We start from the raw sequence: 20337 nt of genomic DNA on the forward strand, positions 1-20337 counted from the left end.
TTGATGCGTCTAGGGCTCAACGAAGCCCGTGCTTGTCACTCAGCATTCAACGGTCGAGGCGTCGAGGCCCTTGGTGGAATTCGGGAGCACCCCATATGAATCAGGCGCTGCCGAAGAAACTCTGGGATCGACTCGGGCTGGTCTCAATACTGGACACGATAACCCGGCTTAACCGCTTAACCTGAACCGCCGTATACGGAACCGTACGTACGGTGGTGTGAGAGGACGGCGGATGTAAATCCGCCTCCTACTCGATTCGGTGGCTTTTGGATTCCATGGGGCATGGGCTGATACTTTTGCATATGAGAATATTTATCATTAATATTGCGGCCTTGCCGGCCCCCTGACGCTGTCGTGGCCTCCCTGGTTTTCAGGTCGAAACATGAACGATGATCACAATGCCCCCCGACCCCCACGATATCGAACGCGACGAACAGCGCGGCGACCGTGCGCATTTTCTCCAGGTGTTTCTCTCCCAGCGCTCACAAATGGAGGCGCTGGTGAGTCGGCGCGTCGGTTGCCGGGCGACGGCGGCTGACCTGGTGCAGGACTTGTTCCTGCGTTTCTGGCGGCGGCCGCTGGTGCAGGTCGAGGAGCTCGGCACTTATCTGCTGCGCTGCGCCGGCAATATCGCCATCGACCATTTGCGCAGTGAAGGCACGCGGGTCCGGGCCAGCGAAGGCTTGATGGTCGAGCCACCGGACAGCCATGGCAGCGGACCGCAAGCGGCGCTGGAGGCGGGCAACGATTTGCGTCACGTTGAAGCGGCGTTACGCGCATTACCGGAGCGCACGCGGCAGATCTTTTTGCTCAATCGCATTCACGGCCGCAAGTACGCCGAGATCGCCAAGGCCATGGGTTTGTCCCAAAGTGCCGTGGAAAAACATATGATGCGCGCCCTCGAAGCCTGCAAGGCCAGCCTTCGGGAGCCCGAAACACGAACGCCAGGGAAAGCACCGTGAACCACTTCGAACGCGTCACCCCGACGCCCGCTCAGGAGCAGGCCGCGCTGGCCTGGCTGAGCCTGCTGCATGATCAGCCCAGCAGTGGTGATCAGGCGGCGTTCAGCCATTGGTTGCGAGCCGATCCCGCTCATGCGCAGGCGTATGTCCAGGCGCAGGTTTTGTGGGAGTTGAGCGAAGGGCCGGCGCGCACGCTCGCCGATGAAGACGCTTTTGCCTTGCAAGGCTATCTCAATGCCATGAAACGCTCGCGGCGCAGCACGGTCGGACGCTGGTCAGGTGCGCTGGCGATGGCCGCGTGCCTGCTGTTGATGATCAGCCTCGGCACCGGCTGGCAACCGTCGCGCTGGATGGATGACCTGGGGGCGGATTATGTCTCGGCGCCAGGGGAAATCCGCACGGTGACCTTGGCCGATCAATCGCAAGTCACCCTGGATGCCGACAGTGCCATTGCTGTGGATTTCAGTCGCGGCGAACGGCATGTGCAATTGCGCCGCGGCGCCGGATTTTTCAGCGTCACCCATACCGGCGAGCCGTTTGTAGTGGACGCCGAGAAGGGGCAGGCGCGGGTCCTGGGCACGCAGTTCGAGGTCCGCTTGCAGTCCCGTGGTGCACAGGTCACGGTGTTGTCCGGGCGGGTTGGCGTAACGGCGGACAAGAACGCCGAGCAGCAAATTCTCACCGCCGGCCAGCAAGTCGCCTACGGCGAAGGCTCGGCGGAAAAATTCCACGCGGTGGACAGCGAAGCGCAGTTGGCATGGCGTCAGGGTTGGCTCAATTACTACAAGGCGACGTTGGCCGATGTGGTGCTGGATTTGGCGCGCTATTACCCCGGACGGATCTTGATACTCAGCGATGAACTGGCGACGCGGCGGGTCAGTGGCAGCTTTCAGAGCAGGAATCCGCAGGCGGTGTTGAGCTCGTTGCAGGGGGTGTTGGGGTTTGAGCAGCATCAGGTTTTGGGGCAGCTGATTATTTTGCGTTGATGCTGCTGGCCCCATCGCGAGCAAGCTCGCTCCCACAGGTTATGTGTTGCCCCAATATTGTGGCCGACTCAAAACCTGTGGGAGCGAGCTTGCTCGCGATGGCGGCAGATCAGACACCCAATCACTCAAGAAAAAATATATTCAGAATGTGATGAGGTAAACCCGACTGCCATCCGTGTAGTGACTGAAACTGCGAGTCATTCGCATCCGTTGCGGTTCTACACAGGTCATGAGTCATGAAGTCCAGGGCAAAATCGGGTTCGGTCAAACAATGGTTGGGTGTGTCTGCGTTGAGCTTTTCGGCATTGGCGTTGTTGCCGCTGAGCGTGGCGCTGGCCGCAGAGGCGGGCAGCAGTCAGTCGCGTGGGCAATTCAATTTCGCACTGGCCGCCAAACCCCTGCCCCAGGCCTTGAGTGATTTCAGCCGGGTGACCGGCATCAGTGTCGTCTACACCGATGAAGCGCCGTACGGCCTCAATGCGCCGGCGGTCAATGGCCAGATGAGCGCCGAACAGGCCCTGCAACGTCTGCTCAGTGGTTCGGGATTGACCTTCCGCCGCACCGATGGGCATACCATTGCACTGGAACCACGGCCGACCGAAGGTGCGTTGAACCTGGGCGCGACTACCATTACCTCGGTGATGGATGAGTCCATGAGTTACCAGCCGCCACCGACTTCTTCGGTGATGCGCTCCTCGGCCCCGATTCAGGACATCCCGCAGACGATCAATGTCGTCCCGGCCCAGGTCATCCGCGACCAGGCGCCACGCAATCTCGATGACGCTCTGGCCAATGTCAGCGGCATCACCCAGGCCAACACTTTGGGCAGCACCCAGGATTCGGTGATGGTCCGCGGCTTTGGCGACAACCGTAATGGCTCGATCATGCGCGACGGCATGCCGATCGTGCAGGGCCGTGGCCTCAACGCCAGCGTCGACCGGGTCGAAGTGCTCAAGGGGCCTGCCTCGTTGCTCTATGGCATCCAGGATCCGGGTGGCGTGGTCAACATGGTCAGCAAGAAGCCCGAGCTTGAGCATTACAACGCACTGACTGCGCGCGGTTCGAGCTATGGCGACGGCAAGAACGGCAGCGGCGGCGGTCTCGACAGCACCGGTGCCCTCGGCGATTCCGGGCTGGCCTACCGCATGGTGCTGGACTATGAAGACGAAGATTACTGGCGCAACTTCGGTGTGCATCGCGAGAGCCTCATCGCGCCGTCGCTGGCCTGGTACGGCGAAAGCACCAAGTTGCTGTTCTCCTATGAGCACCGCGAATTCCTCACGCCGTTCGACCGCGGCACGCTGATCGATCCACGGACCAACCATCCGCTGGACATCTCGCGCAACGAACGTCTCGACGAGCCGTTCAACAACATGGAAGGGCGTTCGGACCTCTATCACTTCGAGGCCGATCACGAGCTCAACGACAACTGGAAGGCCCATTTCGGCTACAGCTGGAACCGCGAAACCTACGACGCCAGCCAGGTGCGCGTGACTGCCATCGACACCAATAAGGGCACCCTGACCCGCAGCATGGATGGCACCCGGAATGCGATCAGCACCGACCGCTTCACCACCGCCAGCCTCGAAGGCAACGTGGATGTGTTCGGCATGCAGCATGACCTGCTGTTCGGCGTCGATGACGAATACCGCAAGATCTTCCGCGAAGACCTGATCCGCCAGAAAAGCCGCACCCAGTTCAGCTATGTGAACCCGATCTATGGCCAGGAAGTGCCGGGCACCACTGTCAGTGCGGCCGACAGCGCGCAGACCGATGAACTGCGCAGCGATTCGGTGTTCCTGCAGGATTCCATCCACCTCAACGACCAATGGATTCTGGTGGCCGGCGCGCGCTTCCAGGCGTACGACCAGTACGCCGGCAAAGGCGTGCCGTTCCACGCCAACACCGACAGCAACGGGCAGAAATGGATACCGCGCGCGGGCCTTGTGTACAAGTACACCGACGCCTTGTCGTTCTACGGCAGCTACACCGAATCGTTCAAACCCAATTCGACCATTGCGCCGTTGAGCGGCAGCAGCACCGTGCTTGACGGCGGCATCGCGCCGGAAGAAGCCAAGTCCTGGGAGCTGGGTGCCAAGCTCGATCTGCCGGGCCGCGTCACTGGCAACATCGCGCTGTTCGACATCAAGAAACGCAACGTGCTGGTGGCCAACGCCGAAGGCCCGACGACAATTTACAGTGCCGCCGGCGAAGTGCGTTCCCGTGGCCTTGAAGTGGACTTGAGCGGTCAGCTCACCGATCGCTGGAGCATGATCGGCAGCTACGCCTACACCGATGCCGAAGTCACCGAAGACCCTGTTTACAAGGGTAATCAACTACAAAACGTGGCAAAGAACAGCGGCTCGCTGTCGGCCGTCTATGACTTCGGCACCATCGTCGGCGGCGACCAACTGCGGGTCGGCGCCGGGGCGCGTTATGTGGGTGAGCGCGCGGGCAACGCGGTGAACGATTTCGACCTGCCGGGCTACACCGTGGCCGATGCGTTCGCCACCTACGACACCAAAGTCGAAGGGCAGAAGGTCAAGTTCCAGCTCAACGTGAAGAACCTGTTTGATCGCACTTACTACACCTCGGCGGCAAGTCGGTTCTTTGTGTCGATGGGTGACTCGCGGCAGGTGACGTTGTCGAGCACCTTGGAGTTCTGACGATAGACCGCGTTATCGTTCTTCGCGGGCTTGCCCGTGAAGGCGGCAATTGAGGCGCCGAAAATTCCGGGCCTAGCGCAAAAACGCCTGTCGATACTCACCGGGCGTCCCGCCAAGTGACTGGCGAAAGCGATTGGTGAAATGGCTGGCGCTGGAAAAGCCGCAAGCCAGTGCAATCTCCCCCAGTGGTTGCGAGGTCGTGCGCAGCAACTCCCGCGCCCGGTTCAGGCGTCGTGCCAGCACATACTGATGGGGCGGCAAGCCGAAGCTTTCGCGGAACATCCGCGCGAAGTGGTATTCCGACAACGCGCACAACGCCGCCAATTGACCCAGGCTGATGGCGTCGTCCAGATGGCTGTCGATGTATTCCACCAGATGCCGACGCTGATGCGCGGCCAACCCACCTTTAAGACGCAGGCCTTGCCGGGCATTCACCTGGCTGAGCAGGGCATGGCTGAGCAGTTCGTGGGCCAGGCTGCTGGTCAGCAGGCGCTCGCCCGGCTCGTCCCAGTTCAGGGTGATCAACTGTCGAAAGAGCAGCGCCTGCTGCGGATCATCGAGAAAGGTCTGCTCGCGCAGTTGCATTTCCCGTGGTTCGCGATCGAGCAGGGTGACGCAACCGAGGGCAAATTGTTCGGGGCTGAAATACAGGTGCGCCAGGCGAATATCGCCATTGATCACCCAGCCTGACTGGTGGTCGGCCGGCAGGACGCACAGTTTATCCGGCCCCCCCTTGTTGCCGGGCTGGTCGCGGCGAAAGGTGCCGGTGCCGCCGGCAAGGTAACAGGACAACGTGTGGTGGCTGGGCGCTTCGTAATCCTGCGCATCGTGGTGATTGCTCCACAAGGCTGCAGACAAACCGTCACCGAGCTCGGCGCTGTGCTCGAGGCGAGCATTCGGCGAGCGGTTGAGGGCTTGAAAGACTTGTAGGGTATCCAGTGCAGCCATGATCGTTGCTCTCTAACACCTGCATCCAACGCCCTGCATCCTACTCCGTAGACGTGCGCCTGCCAGCCTGTCGCCAGACAAAAGCGCAAGTTTATGCAAGTGCGCCAGGGAGTGGCGCCGGACACTGGGCACCTATCGAGGAGCCTTTGTCATGAACCTTTCTTTGTACTTGCTGACCGTGCTGATCTGGGGCACCACCTGGATTGCCTTGAAATGGCAACTCGGCGTGGTGGCCATTCCCGTGTCGATCGTCTATCGCTTCGGGCTCGCTGCGCTGGTGCTGTTCGTGATCCTGCTGCTCAGCCGACGCTTGCAAGTGATGAACCGTCGCGGGCACCTGATCTGCCTGGCTCAGGGCTTGTGCCTGTTCTGCGTCAACTTCATGTGCTTCCTCACCGCGAGCCAGTGGATCCCCAGCGGCCTGGTGGCTGTGGTGTTTTCCACCGCGACCCTGTGGAATGCCCTCAACGCGCGGGTGTTCTTCGGTCAGAAAATCGCCCGCAATGTGCTGATGGGTGGCGCGCTGGGCCTGCTTGGGCTGGGCCTGTTGTTCTGGCCGGAATTGGCCGGGCGTACCGCCAGCCCGGAAACCCTGCTCGGTCTCGGTCTGGCCTTGTGCGGCACCTTGTGTTTCTCGGCGGGCAACATGCTCTCGAGCCTGCAACAGAAGGCCGGGTTCAAACCGCTGACCACCAATGCCTGGGGCATGGCTTACGGGGCGGCGATGCTCTCGGTGTGGTGTCTGGTCAAGGGCATTCCCTTCGACATGGAAATGAGCGCGCGTTACATCGGGTCACTGTTGTACCTGGTGATTCCGGGGTCGGTAATCGGTTTCACCGCCTACCTGACGCTGGTAGGCCGCATGGGGCCTGAGCGGGCTGCGTATTGTACGGTGCTATTTCCGGTGGTGGCGCTCAACGTGTCAGCGTTCGCCGAGGGCTATCAATGGACGGTGCCGGCGCTGTTGGGGCTGGTGTTGGTGATGTCGGGGAACGTACTGGTGTTTCGTAAACCCCAAGTGTCGCCGGTGCTGGGTAACGGCAAGTTGGCCTGAGGGAGGGCGTCGAGCGCCGAGTGACTCAGCGCTCGATTTTTATTGCGATGTATATCAATAACGGAAAAATGAAATCAATAATATTCCGGGCCCTGTCCTGATAGTTCCATGCGCTCGAGTCATCCATGTTGAACCATTCAGCACCGATTACTTGAAAGCCTACGTAATAGAGGAAAAGGGCGATCAACAATCCGATTAATCCAGGTTTTTTGGCTTCGTGAAATTGTTCCTGGCATGTGTTGATATTTTTGTACAGGTAATAGGTTCCAAGCAGGCAAAACAGGGTGTAGACCACTTCAAGTGTAATGATCAGCCAGTAGATGCGGTGGTGCACTATGGCTGAAGTAATAGCCCTGTGGCTGTATCTGTGACGGTCGTTGGTGGTGTCCATGCTCAGGACGTGAGCAATGTATTCATAGTTGCTCGAGTAGTCCGTGAAGTTGTTGTAAAGCATCAGCAACCCAAACAGGCTGACAAATAACATCAGTGTGGCTTTGCTGAGTCGAATGACCTGGCTTGTTGTGAATGGTGGCAAGTGGGCGGTCTCCGTTATTGTCCTTGTAGTGTCCGGGCAAATACGGAGAGTCTATCGCGTGGTTTTATGGTTTGGTTGTCGACTGAATTGCAGGATATGTATAAAGAGAGCTATTTAGTCGCTTGAAAGTAATTCTTTTAAATTGAACGGGCAGGCGCTTGTCGCTCCTGCCCGTTTTGACTTCAACCCCTCCAGACTTGCGGGTTGACCAGGTCCTGCGGTCGCTCGCCCAGCAGGGCACTGCGCAAGTTGGCCAGGGCACGGTTGGCCATGGCATCGCGGGTCTCATGGGTGGCCGAGCCGATGTGCGGCAAGGTCACGGCATTTTTCAGCTGGAACAGTGGCGACTCGGCCAGCGGTTCTTTTTCGTATACGTCCAGCCCTGCACCCCGAATGCGGTTGTTTTGCAGCGCTTCGATCAGCGCGGGCTCGTCCACCACCGGACCACGGGAAATGTTCACCAGAATGGCACTTGGCTTCATCAGCGCCAGTTCACGATGGCTGATCAAGTGTTTGGTTTTCTCGCTGAGCGGCACCACCAGGCAGACGAAATCAGCTTCAGTCAGCAATTGATCGAGGCTGCGGTACTGTGCGCCGAGTTCCTGTTCCAGTTCGTTCTTGCGGCTGTTACCGCTGTAGATAACCGGCATGTTGAATCCCAGGCGACCGCGTCGGGCGATGGCCGCACCGATATTGCCCATGCCGACGATGCCCAGGGTCTTGCCATGCACATCGCAACCGAACAGCTGTGCACCGACAGTGGCCTGCCATTGCCCGGCCTTGGTCCAGGCATCCAGTTCGGCGACGCGACGGGCGCTGCTCATCAACAGGGCAAACGCCAGGTCGGCGGTGCTTTCGGTGAGCACATCCGGCGTGTTGGTCAGCATGATCCCGCGCTCGTTGAAATAGGCCAGGTCATAGTTGTCGTAGCCCACCGAGACGCTGGACACCACTTCCAGCCTGGCGGCGTTTTCCAACTGGGCGCGACCGAGTTTGCGACCGACGCCGATCAGGCCGTGGGCGTGGGGCAGGGCCTCGTTGAATTGGGCGTTGATGTCGCCGTTTTTCGGATTCGGCACGATGACATCGAAGTCTTGTTGCAGGCGTTCGACCATTTCCGGGGTGACGCGGCTGAAAGCCAGGACAGTCTTTTTCATGGGAGGCGCACTCGTCGGGCGGTGAAGAATGATGAGCACGCTAACATTCTTCGCGGGATTTGTGCGAGTCGTCAGGCGGTCAATGCAAGCTTGCAGCTTGCGGGGCGTCATCCAGTTATACTGCCGCACTTCTTATACTGTGACATGCGGCTCACTCACCGGGCCCGACACTTCATGCACCACCCGGAGCTTTCATGACTTCCCCGAAACAACCGCCGGTCGCCGACGCCCTGAGCGACGTGCAGGCAGAGCTGCCAGACAGCGTCGACTCCAGCGCCGACAGCGAAACCAAAGCCGAGATCCCGGCCTTCAAGTTCCCGTTCAAGCCGGGTGATCTGGCGGCCGCCAAGGGCTCCAACCAGCCGTGGTACAAGAACGGCGCCAAGAACGGCCACACCAAGACCCCAGGCATGGCACCGCCGGGGACTCGTCGGTCGATGGGTAAGCGCTAAATCCGGACTTTGCGATGACAGCGCCGCCGTCATCGCGGGCAAGCCCGCTCCCACAGTAATCATCGTCGTACACAAAATATGTGTTCATCGGTGATCCTTGTGGGAGCGGGCTTGCCCGCGATGAGGCCATTCAGGGCGATGCAACTTCCTGATCAAGCCGCCCGCAACGAAATAAACGCATAATTCGCCGGCGCATCCGCCACCACTTGCGCACCGGCGGCCAGCACTTGCTCCGCAATATCATCGTCCGACACATGAAACAGCCATTCGCTGCCCCACTCCGGCAACGTTTGCCCGGCCAGGTCGTCGACGATTGCAGCAAACTCCGCCATATCGGGCAGATAAGCGGTAAACCCGTCACCCTTCAGGGCCGTCGTGCGAATACCCAGCAGCGCGCAAACTGCATCCTTGGTCTGAATATCGTCGCGATCCGCCTCGCGTGAGCGCTGGATCAGATGCACCAGCTCCTGGTCGACCAGATTACCGCCGACAATCAGCTCCGGCCCTGTTTCCCACGACTCAGGCGGACATTCCTTCACGGCGGTGTTCAGAGGTATGTGCGGATTGATTTCCATCGGATAGATGCGGCACACCAACGGCCGGCGTTCGTAGATGCGGCAGCGGTTGTCTTCGTCAAGATTCCGGCAGGGGCCGACATTGTAGGCGGCGAAGGTGATGGCCACGTACGCGTCGGATTCGCCGCTGCGCACCGCCGCCGAACGGCGTTTGGCGTGTTCCCGTTGTTGCATCGGCAGACCCAGGCCGTTGCCCAGAAACGCTTCCACCAGCACGATCAGCTGACCACCGTCGGCGGCCCACATCCGGGCTTCGCTCAAGGTCAGGGGTACATGGTGGTCGTTGCAGCATTTGCCGCAGCCTACACAGGAAAACGTCGTATTCATTGAGCGTTGATTCGCATCACAGGGCATGAAACGGCGACAGAATGCCGCCACAAAAGCCGCTATCGAAGCAAATTATGCGCCACTCAGTTGGCCTTGCCGGCCGGGCGGATGGAGTCCCATTCGGCGACGTACGCGGTTTTGCTCTTTTTGTTGTAGAGACACAATTCAGTGCCTTGCGCGCCTTTCATGTGTTTTTGCGGGTACTGGCCCTGGAGCAGCAGCGCGGTGTAGCCGACCCGGTCATCGAACTGCGCGGCGGTGCCGACCGGTTTGCTGTCCTTCAGGGCGCTGGCCTTGGTGCAACTGGCGAGTACGGCTTTGTCGTAGGTTGCCCAGGCGTCGGGGCTGGAGGCGTGGGCTTGGGTGGCGAGGGCGGTGAGGCAGAGAATAGTCAGGGTTGCTACTTTCATGGTTCAGGCATCCTTGGTGCTGTGGCCGAAGGGTGAGTATGCCTCAAGGTTTTGAAGTGGATGTGCAGGCCCCATCGCGAGCAAGCTCGCTCCCACAGTGGTCGAGTGTGGCCACGGATTTTGTGTACGACGGGTAACCTGTGGGAGCGAGCTTGCTCGCGATGGCGTCGTATCAGAGCGGAACCGGCTCCCGGCGGACTGCGCGCATCCCGACGCTTTCATACAAGCGCCGCGCCCGAAGGTTGTCTTCACGTACCTTCAGGTCCACGAAACTTTCACGCCGCTGCTGGAACACCTTGAACGCCTGCAATAGCAGCGCACGCCCCAATCCCCGGCCTTGAAACCGCGGATGCACCACCAGGTTCTTGATGTAGGCACTGGTCCAGCATTGACACACACCCACCACACCTTCGGCATCCTGGGCAATGAGGCACAGGGCCGGGTCATATTCCGGATCGGTTTCGAACTGCCGTTGCCACATGTCCAGTGCGGCTACGCGCCCACCGCCGTCGAGATAACCGAGCTCCATCAGGCGGTGCACGGCGGCGCCCAGTTCGGGGCGGTATTCACTCAGTTGCAGGCCGACCGGCCAATCGGGAGGCGGAATGACGACAGAGAGGTCGCGTCGCATCAGCCAGCAGTAATCTTCGGTCAACACTCAATAACCTTGTTCGGCGACAGCCTTGGCCGCGGTGATCAGACACTGGGTCAGTTCCGGCGATGAAAACTTGGTCAGCACCGCATTTGCTCCCGCCACTCGTGCTTTCTCTGCATTCATCGCACTGTCCAGCGAGGTGTGCAGCAGTACATAAAGATGCGCGAAATCCGGAGTTTCCCGCAGGGTGCGGGTGAAGGCGTAGCCGTCCATCTCCGACATTTCGATGTCCGAGACGATCAGGTTGATCTGTTGCGCGGTGCCTTGCAGGTCCAGCAGGCAGTCGATGGCTTCCTTGGCGCTGCGGGCCGTATGGCATTGCAGGCCGAGGTTGCGCAGGGTATGCACCGATTGCTGCAAGGCGACCTGGCTGTCATCGACCACCAGGATGCGCGCGTTGCCGAGCAGTTCGGCGTCTTCCATGCTCAGTTCGGTCGGTGCCATTTCGATTTGTGCCGGGGCGATGCCGTGGATGACTTTTTCGATGTCCAACACCTGAACCAGGGTGCCATCGACCGACGTCACGCCGGTGATGTAGGCACGCAAACCACCGGAGCCGAAGGGCGGCGGACGAATGTCGGTGGTCAGGCAATGGACGATCTTGCTCACGGCCTGCACATGCAGGCCCTGCTTGGAGCGGCTGACGTCGGTGACGATCAGGCAGCCGCCGTTCGGGTCTTCCAGCGGGCGCTCGCCAATGGCACGGCTGAGGTCGATCACCGACAGCGAGGCACCGCGAAGGGTGGCGATGCCTTTGACGTGGGGGTGCGACTCCGGCAGCCGGGTCAGCGGCGGACAGGGAATGATTTCACTGACCTTGAGCAGGTTGATCGCCATCAGCTTGCCGCTGCGCAAGGTAAACAGCAGAAGCGAAAGTGAGTCTGCGCGGGCTTTGGTGGAGGACATAGGAACCTTCTCTGGAAAAAGGTGACGGGCAATCCCGGGATTGCCAATGACTTCGATGCCGGGTTATCGACTTGTTTGGGGCAGGCTTTAGTAATTCAGTGAGTGGTAGAACGCCATCGCGAGCAAGCTCGCTCCCACAGTGGATTTCAGGGGACACAACATTTGTGTTCACCTCGGCCACCTGTGGGAGCGAGCTTGCTCGCGATGGGGCCATCACTTCATCCCCAACCGCTTGGCCATCCGCCCCAGGTTCGCCCGATCCAGGCCCAGCTCACGGGCCGCGCTTGCCCAGTTGTGGTTGTGCCGCTCCAGGCAGGCACCGATCAATTGACGCTGATAACGCTCGGTGGCCTCGCGCAAATCGCCGGTCACCAGTTGCATGACGCTGGCGGCAGGTTGCTCGGCGGCGRCTTCAACGCTGGCATTGGGCAAGTCCAGGTCGGCTGCGCTCAGGCTGAGAATCTTCGGCCGCTCCTTGCAGTTGCCCAGGGCTTTCAAGGCGCTGCGGCCGATCAGGTGTTCAAGCTCGCGCACGTTGCCGGGCCAGTCGTAGGCCAGCAACGCAGCCTGGGCATCGCTGTTCAGGCGCAGGCTGTTGAGGCCCATGCGCGAGCGGTTCTGCTCCAGGAAGTAACCGCTAAGCAGCAGCACATCGCGCCCGCGATCGCGCAGGGCCGGCACCAGCAGCGGATAAACGCTGAGGCGATGGTAGAAGTCGGCGCGGTAACGGCCGCTGCGCACTTCTTCGGCGAGGTCGCGGTTGGTCGCCGCGATCAGGCGCACGTCGACCTGATGTTCCTTGTCCGAGCCCAGTCGCTGCAATTGACCGCTCTGCAATACTCGCAGCAACTTGGCCTGCACGGTCAGCGACAACTCACCGACTTCATCGAGAAACAGCGTGCCGCCATTGGCCAGTTCGAACTTGCCACGGCGGTCGTTCATCGCTCCGGTGAAGGCGCCGCGAACATGACCGAACAACTCGCTTTCCACCAAGGTATCGGGCAACGCGGCGCAGTTGAGGCTGATGATCGGTTTATCGGCGCGGGGCGAGGCGGCATGGATGGCCTGGGCCACCAACTCCTTGCCGACCCCGGTTTCGCCAGTGATCAACACGGTCAGGTCGCTGCCGCCCACCAGACTGATTTCTTCGACCAGACGCTTGTGGGCCTTGCTCTGGCCGATCATCTCGCGAGTCTGCTGGCCGCTGGCCTGGCGGTAGACCTCGGCGCGCTGATGCTCGTCTTCGACCCGGTTGTTCAACCGCTCGATGCGCTCGGCGGCGTTGACCGTGGCGGCCGCGAGGCTGGCGAAGGCTTGCAGGGCATCCAGCTCGATCGGTTCGAAGCGCTCCGGATCGAGGGCATCGAGGGTCAGCAGGCCCCATGGGCGCTCGTCGATGAATAACGGGCAACCCATGCAGTCGTGGACTTCCAGATGATCATCCAGGCCATCGACCAGACCGTCATACGGATCGGGCAAGTCGCTGTCGGCAGCGAAACGGGTCGGGCCTGGGCCGCTTAGCAGCGCTTGGAAACGCGGGTGCTCGCTGACCTTGAAGCGCCGACCGAGGGTATCGGTACTCAAGCCGTCGACGGCCAGCGGCACCAGCCATTCACCGTCCAGACGCAGCAGAGCCGCGGCGTCGCATGGCAGCAGGGCGCGCATGGCTTCCAGCAGGCGGCGATAACGCTCGCCTTCAGGCAGTTCGCGGGACAGGTCGGAGACCAGGGGCAACAGGGCGGTGAGCAGGGGTTTTGCAGTCATAGTGACTCCGTGTAGTCGGTATGACTATAAGTCAGGCAGTGTCTAAATGACTATTAAGTTATTAACTTATTGATTTATAAGGACTAAATAGTTGGCATGGAAGCTGATAGTCATAGGGTAGTCCGTTAGCAATCCAAGAAGACCAGGAGTCACCTTATGCTGAGTGTTCAAGATCGTGCCATCGTCAAATCCACCGTGCCACTGCTCGAAAGCGGTGGTGAAGCGCTGATCACCCACTTCTACCGCATGATGCTCTCCGAATACCCGGAAGTCCGCCCGCTGTTCAATCAGGCTCACCAGACCAGCGGTGATCAGCCGCGTGCCCTGGCCAACGGCGTATTGATGTATGCGCGCCATATCGACCAACTCGACCAGTTGGGCGACCTGGTGGCCAAGATCATCAACAAGCATGTGGCCCTGCAGATCCTGCCGGAACACTATCCGATTGTCGGTACCTGCCTGCTGCGGGCCATCGCCGAAGTGCTGGGCGAAGAGATCGCCACCCCTGAAGTGATCGCGGCCTGGGGCGCGGCTTACGGCCAACTGGCGGATATCCTGATCGGTGCCGAAACCAGCATCTACGACCAGAAGGAACAGGCCCCCGGCGGCTGGCGCGGGGCGCGGGAATTCATCGTGGCCGGTAAGGTCGAGGAGAGCGCCGAGATCACCTCGTTCTACTTCGAACCCGCGGACAAAGGCCCGATCCTGGTGGCGGAACCCGGCCAGTACATCGGCATGAAACTGATCCTCGACGGTGAAGAGATCCGCCGTAACTACTCGCTGTCGGCGCTGGCGAACAAAGGCCAATACCGCATCAGCGTCAAGCGTGAAGCCGGTGGCCGCGCCTCGAATTACCTGCATGACCAGATGCATGTCGGGGCCAGCATCCAGTTGTTCCCGCCATCGGGCGAGTTCACCCTGACCGCCAGCGACAAGCCGCTGGTGCTGATCAGCGGCGGCGTCGGCATCACCCCGACCCTGGCGATGCTCGAAGCGGCGCTGGAGACTCGGCGGCCGGTGCATTTCATCCACTGCGCGCGCAATGGCAGCGTTCACGCGTTCCGCGACTGGATCGATGGTTTGGCCGAGCGTCACCCGCAGCTCAAGCGCTTCTACTGCTACGCCGAGGATGATGGCGTGAGTCCGGCGGCGCACAAGGTTGGCTTGTTGAGTCAGCAGCAGTTGCATGCATGGCTGCCGGAGCAGCGTGACCTGGATGCTTACTTCCTGGGACCGAAAGGTTTCATGGCGTCCATCAAGCGCCACCTCAAAGCCCTTGGCGTGCCGGAGAAGCAAAGCCGTTATGAGTTCTTCGGGCCGGCAGCGGCGCTGGAGTAAGGGGTTGCGGCGGTGAGCCAGCCTCACCGCGTCGCCTTCATCGCGGGCAAGCCACGCTCCCACAGGTTTTGTGTCGTCCACATCAATCTGGATCGATACAAATCCCTGTGGGAGCTGGCTTGCCAGCGATTGCTTCACCTCGGTATTGATTTGAAAAAAACACCAGAAAGTTAATCCCTCCTTAACCGCCTTATCGTCTATTCCCCCGAATCCCCCTCACATGCACCAGACTCTCAAAGGTCCGGGCCAGCGTGTAGACTGGCGGGCACTCGAAATTTTCAAGGGAAACGCGATGAGCGATGAATCCATGCGGTTGGGGCGTGAACGGCGCTATCTGGTGTTGTTGGGCATCATTTGCCTGGCGCTGATCGGCGGTGCGCTGTACATGCAAATTGTTCTGGGCGAGGCCCCTTGCCCGCTGTGCATCCTGCAACGTTACGCGTTGCTGCTGATCGCGATCTTCGCCTTCATCGGCGCCGCCATGCGCAGCCGTCGCAGTATCACGGTGTTCGAAACCCTGGTGGTGATCTGTGCGCTGGCCGGCGCAGGCGTCGCCGGGCATCACGTCTTCACGCAGTTCTATCCGGCGGTCAGTTGCGGCATCGATGTGCTGCAACCGATTGTCGATGATTTGCCGCTGGCGAAGATCTTTCCGTTGGGTTTCCAGGTCGATGGTTTCTGCTCCACGCCATACCCGCCGATCCTCGGTCTGTCGCTGGCACAGTGGGCACTGGTCGCCTTCGTGCTGATCGTGGTGCTGGTGCCTTTGCTAACATCGCGTAACCGCAAAGCGCTGCGCTGAGGTCATCTGCCGCCACGCATTGTCGGACAAAAAAGCCCCGGTCCTCGCAGAGAGGGCCGGGGCTTTTTTTGTCGTGCAGAGCACATTTCAGAGGTCGGGTAAAAAGACTGTGACGGGTGGCAATCAAGGGTGCGACACATGTGCGACATGTTGTCACAGAGTCAGTGTCGCAGGGCGTTCGAGGAAGCCGGATTGGTGCATGGAAACGTAACGAAATCGGGCTGTTTTACAGGCTTGCGGTTTTTTCCATTCCGAACGCGAGCAGGCAGTTTTAACAGGGGCTGACGAACGGCCGGAGCCCCCGTCATATCGGGCCTCGGGCAAGGTAAAGGGCAGTGAAGAGGGGGCCGATACTGTCTGAACTGTGGGTGGAAGACCTACTTATTATGGTGTTTTTGTTGAGAATTAATTTCGATAAGATGCGCCACTTTTGCGAGAACGGTTAATGATTGTTGCCGGTTCGGATAAAAATTATTTCGGGATGAGACATGGTTTATAGGGCGTTACATATCTACAATCGCCCGCACTGAATCCCCGGCACTGCTCAAATCTTAACCAGACGTGAGCAGAAACAGGGTGTCGAGAGGTCTGGTGGCTTCATGCGATGCCCAGGTGTCGGAGTCTCCAACTACCCGCACCAAATGGAATTGGTCTGTAACAAGGCCTTTGACCACGAATTCGAATAAGAACTCACCGCAGGCCCGGGATTTGTCGTAAAGCGTCTGACGCGCGACGGGCATGCCCTTATTCAATCCAAGAAAAATGCCAACCCTTGGCAGGGTGAAGTGTTGGCGATCAAAACCCAACTGCATTGCGCAAGCTGCTTTAGAGGTCGTGAGATGAGTAAAAACAGGTACCCCAGACTACTAGGCTTATTGCCGCTGATCGGCACGTTGTTGCTGTCAGGCTGCAACATGACCTTGCTCAATCCCAAGGGCCAGGTTGGTCTGGACGAGCGAAACCTGATCATCACCGCAACGCTGCTGATGCTGTTGGTCGTGGTGCCGGTCATCGTCATGACCTTCCTGTTCGCCTGGAAATACCGCGCGTCCAACACCAATGCCACCTACACCCCGAAATGGAACCACTCCACCAAGATCGAGATCGCGGTGTGGGCTGTTCCAGTGCTGATCATCATTGCCCTGGGTTACGTCACCTACAAGTCGACCCACGCCCTGGATCCGTACAAGCCGCTGGAGTCCGACGTTAAGCCTGTGACCATCGAAGTGGTCGCGCTGGACTGGAAGTGGTTGTTCATCTACCCGGAACAAGGCATCGCCACGGTCAACAAGATCGTGTTCCCGGCGCACACCCCGGTCAACTTCAAGATCACTTCCGACGCCGTGATGAACTCGTTCTTCATCCCTGCTCTGGGTGGCCAGATCTACGCGATGGCGGGCATGCAGACCAAGCTGCACCTGATCGCCAACGAGAACGCTGAAATGGACGGTATCTCCGCCAACTACAGCGGCGCTGGTTTCACCGGTATGAAATTCAAAGCGATCGCAACTTCCCAGGAAGATTTCGACGCCTGGGTAAGTGAAGTCAAAAAGGCACCTAAACAGCTTGAACAAGCTGAATACGCAGCCCTTTCCAAGCCAAGCCAGAACAACCCAGTCGAGCTCTACTCCTCGGTTACCCCAGGCATGTTCCAGGCCATCGTCGACAAGTACGAAGGCATGAAACCGGGCCCTAAGGTCAAGCACGAGAAAGCAGAGAAAGAAGTGGCCCAAATGGAAGGGATGGACATGAGTTCGCATTCAGCTGCCGGGGCAGAGGAGTAAACGATGTTTGGTAAATTAAGTTGGGAAGCGATCCCGTTCCACGAGCCGATTGTCATGGTGACCATCTCCATGATCGCGCTCGGCGGTCTGGCGTTGTTCGCTGCAATCACCTACTTCAAGAAGTGGACCTATCTGTGGACCGAGTGGCTGACGTCGGTCGACCACAAGAAAATCGGCGTGATGTACATCGTCGTCGCCATGGTCATGCTGCTGCGCGGCTTTGCCGACGCCATCATGATGCGTACCCAGTTGGCCATGGCCACCGAGGGTTCGCCTGGCTACCTGCCACCTGAACACTATGACCAGATCTTCACCGCTCACGGTGTGATCATGATCATCTTCATGGCAATGCCATTCTTCACCGGCCTGATGAACCTTGCAGTGCCGCTGCAGATCGGCGCGCGTGACGTTGCCTACCCGTTCCTGAACTCCCTGAGCTTCTGGCTGCTGGTTTCCGGCGTAGTGCTGATCAACCTGTCCCTGGGCGTCGGCGAATTCGCCAAGACCGGCTGGGTTGCCTATCCGCCGCTGTCGGGCCTGCAATACAGCCCTGGCGTGGGGATGGATTACTACATCTGGGCGCTACAGCTATCGGGCCTGGGGACAACGCTGACGGGGGTCAACTTCCTGGCCACCGTGCTGAAAATGCGTACCCCTGGCATGAAGCTGATGGACATGCCGATCTTCACCTGGACCTGCACCTGGGCCAACGTCCTGATCGTGGCTTCGTTCCCGATCCTGACCGCTACCCTGGCACTGCTGACGCTTGACCGTTACATGGATTTCCACATTTTCACCAATGAACTTGGTGGCAATCCAATGATGTACGTGAACCTGTTCTGGGCATGGGGTCACCCTGAGGTGTACATCCTGATCCTGCCAGCGTTCGGTATCTTCTCCGAAGTCATCTCGACCTTTACCGGCAAGAAACTGTTCGGCCACCACTCGATGGTCTACGCATCGGGCGCGATCTCGATCCTGGGCTTCATGGTTTGGCTGCACCACTTCTTCACCATGGGTTCGGGTGCCAGCGTCAACGCCTTCTTCGGTCTGGCGACGATGCTGATTTCCGTCCCGACGGGTGTGAAGCTGTTCAACTGGCTGTTCACCATCTACCAGGGCCGTCTGCGCTTCACCAGCCAGGTGATGTGGACCCTGGGCTTCATGGTGACCTTCGCCATCGGCGGCATGACCGGTGTACTGCTGGCCATCCCGGGTGCTGACTTCGTTCTGCACAACAGCCTGTTCGTGATCGCGCACTTCCATAACGTGATCATCGGCGGCGCGGTATTCGGCTACATCGCAGGCTTCGGCTTCTACTTCCCTAAAGCGTTCGGCTTCAAGCTGCACGAAGGCTGGGGCAAGGCTGCATTCTGGTTCTGGATCACCGGCTTCTTCGTCGCGTTCATGCCGCTCTACGTACTGGGCTTCATGGGCATGACCCGTCGTCTGAACGCCACTACCAACCCTGAGTGGGTGCCGTACCTGTACGTCGCCATGTTCGGTGCGGTGATGATCGCCGTGGGTATCGCTTGCCAGCTGATCCAGCTGTACGTCAGCGTGCGTGACCGCAACAAGCCGGAAAACATGTGCGAACACGGTGACCCGTGGAATGCACACACCCTGGAATGGTCGACCTCGTCGCCACCTCCGTTCTACAACTTCGCTGTGCTGCCGAAAGCCGACGTTGTCGACCCGTTCACCGAAGCCAAGGAAAACGGCACCGCGTACAAGGCCCCGGCCAAGTACGAGCCGATCCACATGCCAAACAACACCGCCACCGGTGTGGTCATGGGCGCACTGTTGACCGTGTTCGGTTTCGCGATGATCTGGCACATCTGGTGGCTGGCGATCGCTGGCCTGGCCGGCACCGTGATCTACTTCGTGATCCACGCGGCCCGTGATGATCAAGGCTATATGGTGCCGGTCGACGTGATCGAGCGCATCGAAGCCGAGCAGCACAAGCGTCTGGTAGCGGCAGGGAAAATCCCGGCCACCGCCACCCGTGTTGAAACCTCGTTGGAACAGGCTTAAACCATGTCGAACTTAGTGACCAATGCTGGACACACCCATGTCGATGGACATGGGCATGATGACCATCACCACGACTCGGGCGAGATGACCGTATACGGTTTCTGGCTCTACCTGATGACCGACTGCATTCTGTTTGCGTCGATCTTCGCGGCGTACGCGGTACTGGTTAACAACGTAGCGGGTGGCCCGTCGGGCCACGACATCTTCGAACTGCCATACGTACTGGGCGAAACCGCTCTGCTGCTGTTCAGTTCGATCACCTACGGCTTCGCCATGCTGGCGTTCTTCCGCGGCAACAAGAAGCAGGTCCTGGGCTGGCTGGCCATGACCTTCCTGTTCGGTGCCGGCTTCATCGGCATGGAGATCAACGAGTTCCACATGCTGATCTCCGAAGGCTACGGCCCTAGCCGCAGCGGCTTCCTGTCCGGGTTCTTCACCCTGGTCGGCACCCACGGTCTGCACGTGACCAGCGGTCTGATCTGGATGGCGATCATGATGTATCAGGTGCAGAAAAACGGCCTGACGGCGACCAACAAGACCCGTCTGAGCTGCCTGAGCCTGTTCTGGCACTTCCTGGACGTCGTGTGGATCTGCGTATTCACCGTTGTTTATCTGATGGGGACTATGTAAATGGCTAACGCAGCTCATTCCCAAAATGGCCATGACAGCCACGACGCCGGTCACGGCAGCGTCAAGTCCTACGGCATCGGTTTCATCCTGTCGGTGATCCTGACCCTGATTCCGTTCGGTCTGGTGATGTACCCGACGCTGCCGAAGTCGATCACCCTGATGATCGTCGTCGCGATGGCCGTCATCCAGGTGCTGGTGCACCTGGTGTACTTCCTGCACCTGGACCGTTCGGCCGCGCAACGAAACAACGTGATTGCGTTTGTCTTCGCCGCGATCGTGATCGTCCTGCTGGTTGGCTTGTCGTTGTGGATCATGTTCAGCATCCACACGTTCATGATGGCGAAGTGAGGTA

20 protein-coding genes and 1 pseudogene are annotated in these 20337 nt (G+C 59.5%); 12 read left to right on the forward strand and 9 right to left on the reverse strand.

What is annotated here, in order from left to right:
• The 4 genes and pseudogenes from AC1DU9_RS13120 to AC1DU9_RS13135 all read left to right on the forward strand — a co-directional run.
• A pseudogene (locus AC1DU9_RS13120) lies at positions 1-185 on the forward strand (group II intron reverse transcriptase/maturase); the annotation flags it as partial.
• A 204-nt stretch (positions 186-389) separates the two neighbouring features.
• Positions 390-962, forward strand: a complete 573-nt coding sequence (locus AC1DU9_RS13125) for an RNA polymerase sigma factor (RefSeq protein WP_223460073.1) — start codon at positions 390-392, stop codon at positions 960-962.
• A complete protein-coding gene (locus AC1DU9_RS13130) occupies positions 959-1948 on the forward strand; it encodes a FecR family protein (protein ID WP_477810266.1) in 990 nt (329 codons plus the stop codon). Before AC1DU9_RS13125 ends, AC1DU9_RS13130 begins: the two co-directional genes overlap by 4 nt.
• 236 nt (positions 1949-2184) lie before the next feature.
• On the forward strand, positions 2185-4614 hold the full coding sequence (locus tag AC1DU9_RS13135) for a TonB-dependent siderophore receptor (RefSeq protein ID WP_477810267.1): 2430 nt from the start codon (positions 2185-2187) through the stop codon (positions 4612-4614).
• A gap of 72 nt (positions 4615-4686) precedes the next feature.
• On the opposite strand, the gene AC1DU9_RS13140 is transcribed toward AC1DU9_RS13135, so the two are convergent.
• A complete protein-coding gene (locus AC1DU9_RS13140) occupies positions 4687-5562 on the reverse strand; it encodes a helix-turn-helix domain-containing protein (protein ID WP_223460079.1) in 876 nt (291 codons plus the stop codon).
• A 151-nt stretch (positions 5563-5713) separates the two neighbouring features.
• On the opposite strand from AC1DU9_RS13140, the gene AC1DU9_RS13145 reads away from it, so the two are divergent.
• A complete protein-coding gene (locus tag AC1DU9_RS13145; RefSeq protein ID WP_477810268.1) occupies positions 5714-6616 on the forward strand; it encodes a DMT family transporter in 903 nt (300 codons plus the stop codon).
• A 25-nt stretch (positions 6617-6641) separates the two neighbouring features.
• Here the strand turns inward: AC1DU9_RS13145 and AC1DU9_RS13150 are convergent, their stop codons facing one another.
• Both AC1DU9_RS13150 and AC1DU9_RS13155 read right to left on the reverse strand, forming a co-directional pair.
• Positions 6642-7151, reverse strand: coding sequence for a DUF2165 family protein (locus tag AC1DU9_RS13150; protein WP_223460083.1), 510 nt, complete (start codon positions 7149-7151; stop codon positions 6642-6644).
• A 182-nt stretch (positions 7152-7333) separates the two neighbouring features.
• Positions 7334-8308: a 2-hydroxyacid dehydrogenase gene (locus tag AC1DU9_RS13155; RefSeq protein WP_223460085.1), complete on the reverse strand. Its 975-nt coding sequence runs from the start codon at positions 8306-8308 to the stop codon at positions 7334-7336.
• Positions 8309-8502: 194 nt separating this feature from the next.
• Here AC1DU9_RS13155 and AC1DU9_RS13160 point away from each other — a divergent pair, with 194 nt between their 5' ends.
• Positions 8503-8760 (forward strand): hypothetical protein, encoded by a 258-nt coding sequence (locus AC1DU9_RS13160; protein ID WP_223460087.1) that lies wholly within the window; start codon positions 8503-8505, stop codon positions 8758-8760.
• 152 nt (positions 8761-8912) lie between these two features.
• Here the strand turns inward: AC1DU9_RS13160 and AC1DU9_RS13165 are convergent, their stop codons facing one another.
• The 5 genes from AC1DU9_RS13165 to norR form a co-directional block, all read right to left on the reverse strand.
• On the reverse strand, positions 8913-9662 hold the full coding sequence (locus tag AC1DU9_RS13165; protein WP_477810269.1) for a YkgJ family cysteine cluster protein: 750 nt from the start codon (positions 9660-9662) through the stop codon (positions 8913-8915).
• Between the two features lie 83 nt (positions 9663-9745).
• Complete coding sequence (locus AC1DU9_RS13170; protein ID WP_223460091.1) at positions 9746-10072, reverse strand: hypothetical protein; 327 nt, start codon at positions 10070-10072, stop codon at positions 9746-9748.
• Between the two features lie 172 nt (positions 10073-10244).
• Positions 10245-10703: a GNAT family N-acetyltransferase gene (locus AC1DU9_RS13175; protein ID WP_223460322.1), complete on the reverse strand. Its 459-nt coding sequence runs from the start codon at positions 10701-10703 to the stop codon at positions 10245-10247.
• Positions 10704-10730: 27 nt separating this feature from the next.
• Entirely contained in the window at positions 10731-11633 is a 903-nt protein-coding gene (locus AC1DU9_RS13180) for a chemotaxis protein CheV (RefSeq protein ID WP_223460093.1), read from the reverse strand.
• A 213-nt stretch (positions 11634-11846) separates the two neighbouring features.
• Positions 11847-13397 (reverse strand): nitric oxide reductase transcriptional regulator NorR, encoded by a 1551-nt coding sequence (norR, locus tag AC1DU9_RS13185; protein WP_477810270.1) that lies wholly within the window; start codon positions 13395-13397, stop codon positions 11847-11849.
• Positions 13398-13553: 156 nt separating this feature from the next.
• Here norR and hmpA point away from each other — a divergent pair, with 156 nt between their 5' ends.
• The gene (gene hmpA, locus AC1DU9_RS13190; RefSeq protein ID WP_223460097.1) at positions 13554-14735 is read left to right on the forward strand and encodes an NO-inducible flavohemoprotein; all 1182 of its coding nucleotides are present in this window, start codon (positions 13554-13556) and stop codon (positions 14733-14735) included.
• Between the two features lie 292 nt (positions 14736-15027).
• Positions 15028-15537 (forward strand): disulfide bond formation protein B, encoded by a 510-nt coding sequence (locus AC1DU9_RS13195; protein ID WP_223460099.1) that lies wholly within the window; start codon positions 15028-15030, stop codon positions 15535-15537.
• A 551-nt stretch (positions 15538-16088) separates the two neighbouring features.
• Here the strand turns inward: AC1DU9_RS13195 and AC1DU9_RS13200 are convergent.
• Entirely contained in the window at positions 16089-16349 is a 261-nt protein-coding gene (locus tag AC1DU9_RS13200) for a hypothetical protein (protein WP_223460101.1), read from the reverse strand.
• Positions 16350-16376: 27 nt separating this feature from the next.
• Between AC1DU9_RS13200 and cyoA the strand changes: the two genes are divergently transcribed.
• The 4 genes from cyoA to cyoD are packed head-to-tail and all read left to right on the forward strand — an operon-like array spanning position 16377 to position 20333.
• On the forward strand, positions 16377-17321 hold the full coding sequence (gene cyoA, locus AC1DU9_RS13205) for a ubiquinol oxidase subunit II (protein WP_115948065.1): 945 nt from the start codon (positions 16377-16379) through the stop codon (positions 17319-17321).
• Positions 17322-17324: 3 nt separating this feature from the next.
• The gene (gene cyoB / locus AC1DU9_RS13210; RefSeq protein WP_223460103.1) at positions 17325-19355 is read left to right on the forward strand and encodes a cytochrome o ubiquinol oxidase subunit I; all 2031 of its coding nucleotides are present in this window, start codon (positions 17325-17327) and stop codon (positions 19353-19355) included.
• Positions 19356-19358: 3 nt separating this feature from the next.
• Positions 19359-19985 carry a cytochrome o ubiquinol oxidase subunit III gene (locus AC1DU9_RS13215; protein WP_223460105.1) on the forward strand — a complete coding sequence of 209 codons (627 nt, stop codon included), beginning with the start codon at positions 19359-19361 and terminating at the stop codon, positions 19983-19985.
• On the forward strand, positions 19986-20333 hold the full coding sequence (cyoD, locus tag AC1DU9_RS13220) for a cytochrome o ubiquinol oxidase subunit IV (protein WP_110660133.1): 348 nt from the start codon (positions 19986-19988) through the stop codon (positions 20331-20333). It begins immediately after the preceding gene.
• The last annotated feature ends 4 nt before the right edge of the window (positions 20334-20337 follow it).

It is taken from the genome of Pseudomonas sp. P4_C1, from assembly GCF_056402155.1.

Bases quoted from the DNA above. Each gene is read 5' to 3' on its own strand.
- cyoB (WP_223460103.1), top strand. From the start codon at position 17,325: ATGTTTGGTAAATTAAGTTGGGAAGCGATCCCGTTCCACGAGCCGATT.
- AC1DU9_RS13175 (WP_223460322.1), bottom strand. From the start codon at position 10,703: ATGCGACGCGACCTCTCTGTCGTCATTCCGCCTCCCGATTGGCCGGTC.
- AC1DU9_RS13135 (WP_477810267.1), top strand. From the start codon at position 2,185: ATGAAGTCCAGGGCAAAATCGGGTTCGGTCAAACAATGGTTGGGTGTG.
- AC1DU9_RS13195 (WP_223460099.1), top strand. From the start codon at position 15,028: ATGAGCGATGAATCCATGCGGTTGGGGCGTGAACGGCGCTATCTGGTG.
- AC1DU9_RS13125 (WP_223460073.1), top strand. From the start codon at position 390: ATGATCACAATGCCCCCCGACCCCCACGATATCGAACGCGACGAACAG.
- cyoD (WP_110660133.1), top strand. From the start codon at position 19,986: ATGGCTAACGCAGCTCATTCCCAAAATGGCCATGACAGCCACGACGCC.
- AC1DU9_RS13170 (WP_223460091.1), bottom strand. From the start codon at position 10,072: ATGAAAGTAGCAACCCTGACTATTCTCTGCCTCACCGCCCTCGCCACC.
- AC1DU9_RS13155 (WP_223460085.1), bottom strand. From the start codon at position 8,308: ATGAAAAAGACTGTCCTGGCTTTCAGCCGCGTCACCCCGGAAATGGTC.
- cyoA (WP_115948065.1), top strand. From the start codon at position 16,377: ATGAGTAAAAACAGGTACCCCAGACTACTAGGCTTATTGCCGCTGATC.
- AC1DU9_RS13160 (WP_223460087.1), top strand. From the start codon at position 8,503: ATGACTTCCCCGAAACAACCGCCGGTCGCCGACGCCCTGAGCGACGTG.
- hmpA (WP_223460097.1), top strand. From the start codon at position 13,554: ATGCTGAGTGTTCAAGATCGTGCCATCGTCAAATCCACCGTGCCACTG.
- AC1DU9_RS13200 (WP_223460101.1), bottom strand. From the start codon at position 16,349: ATGCAGTTGGGTTTTGATCGCCAACACTTCACCCTGCCAAGGGTTGGC.
- AC1DU9_RS13140 (WP_223460079.1), bottom strand. From the start codon at position 5,562: ATGGCTGCACTGGATACCCTACAAGTCTTTCAAGCCCTCAACCGCTCG.
- AC1DU9_RS13165 (WP_477810269.1), bottom strand. From the start codon at position 9,662: ATGAATACGACGTTTTCCTGTGTAGGCTGCGGCAAATGCTGCAACGAC.
- AC1DU9_RS13180 (WP_223460093.1), bottom strand. From the start codon at position 11,633: ATGTCCTCCACCAAAGCCCGCGCAGACTCACTTTCGCTTCTGCTGTTT.
- AC1DU9_RS13145 (WP_477810268.1), top strand. From the start codon at position 5,714: ATGAACCTTTCTTTGTACTTGCTGACCGTGCTGATCTGGGGCACCACC.
- AC1DU9_RS13215 (WP_223460105.1), top strand. From the start codon at position 19,359: ATGTCGAACTTAGTGACCAATGCTGGACACACCCATGTCGATGGACAT.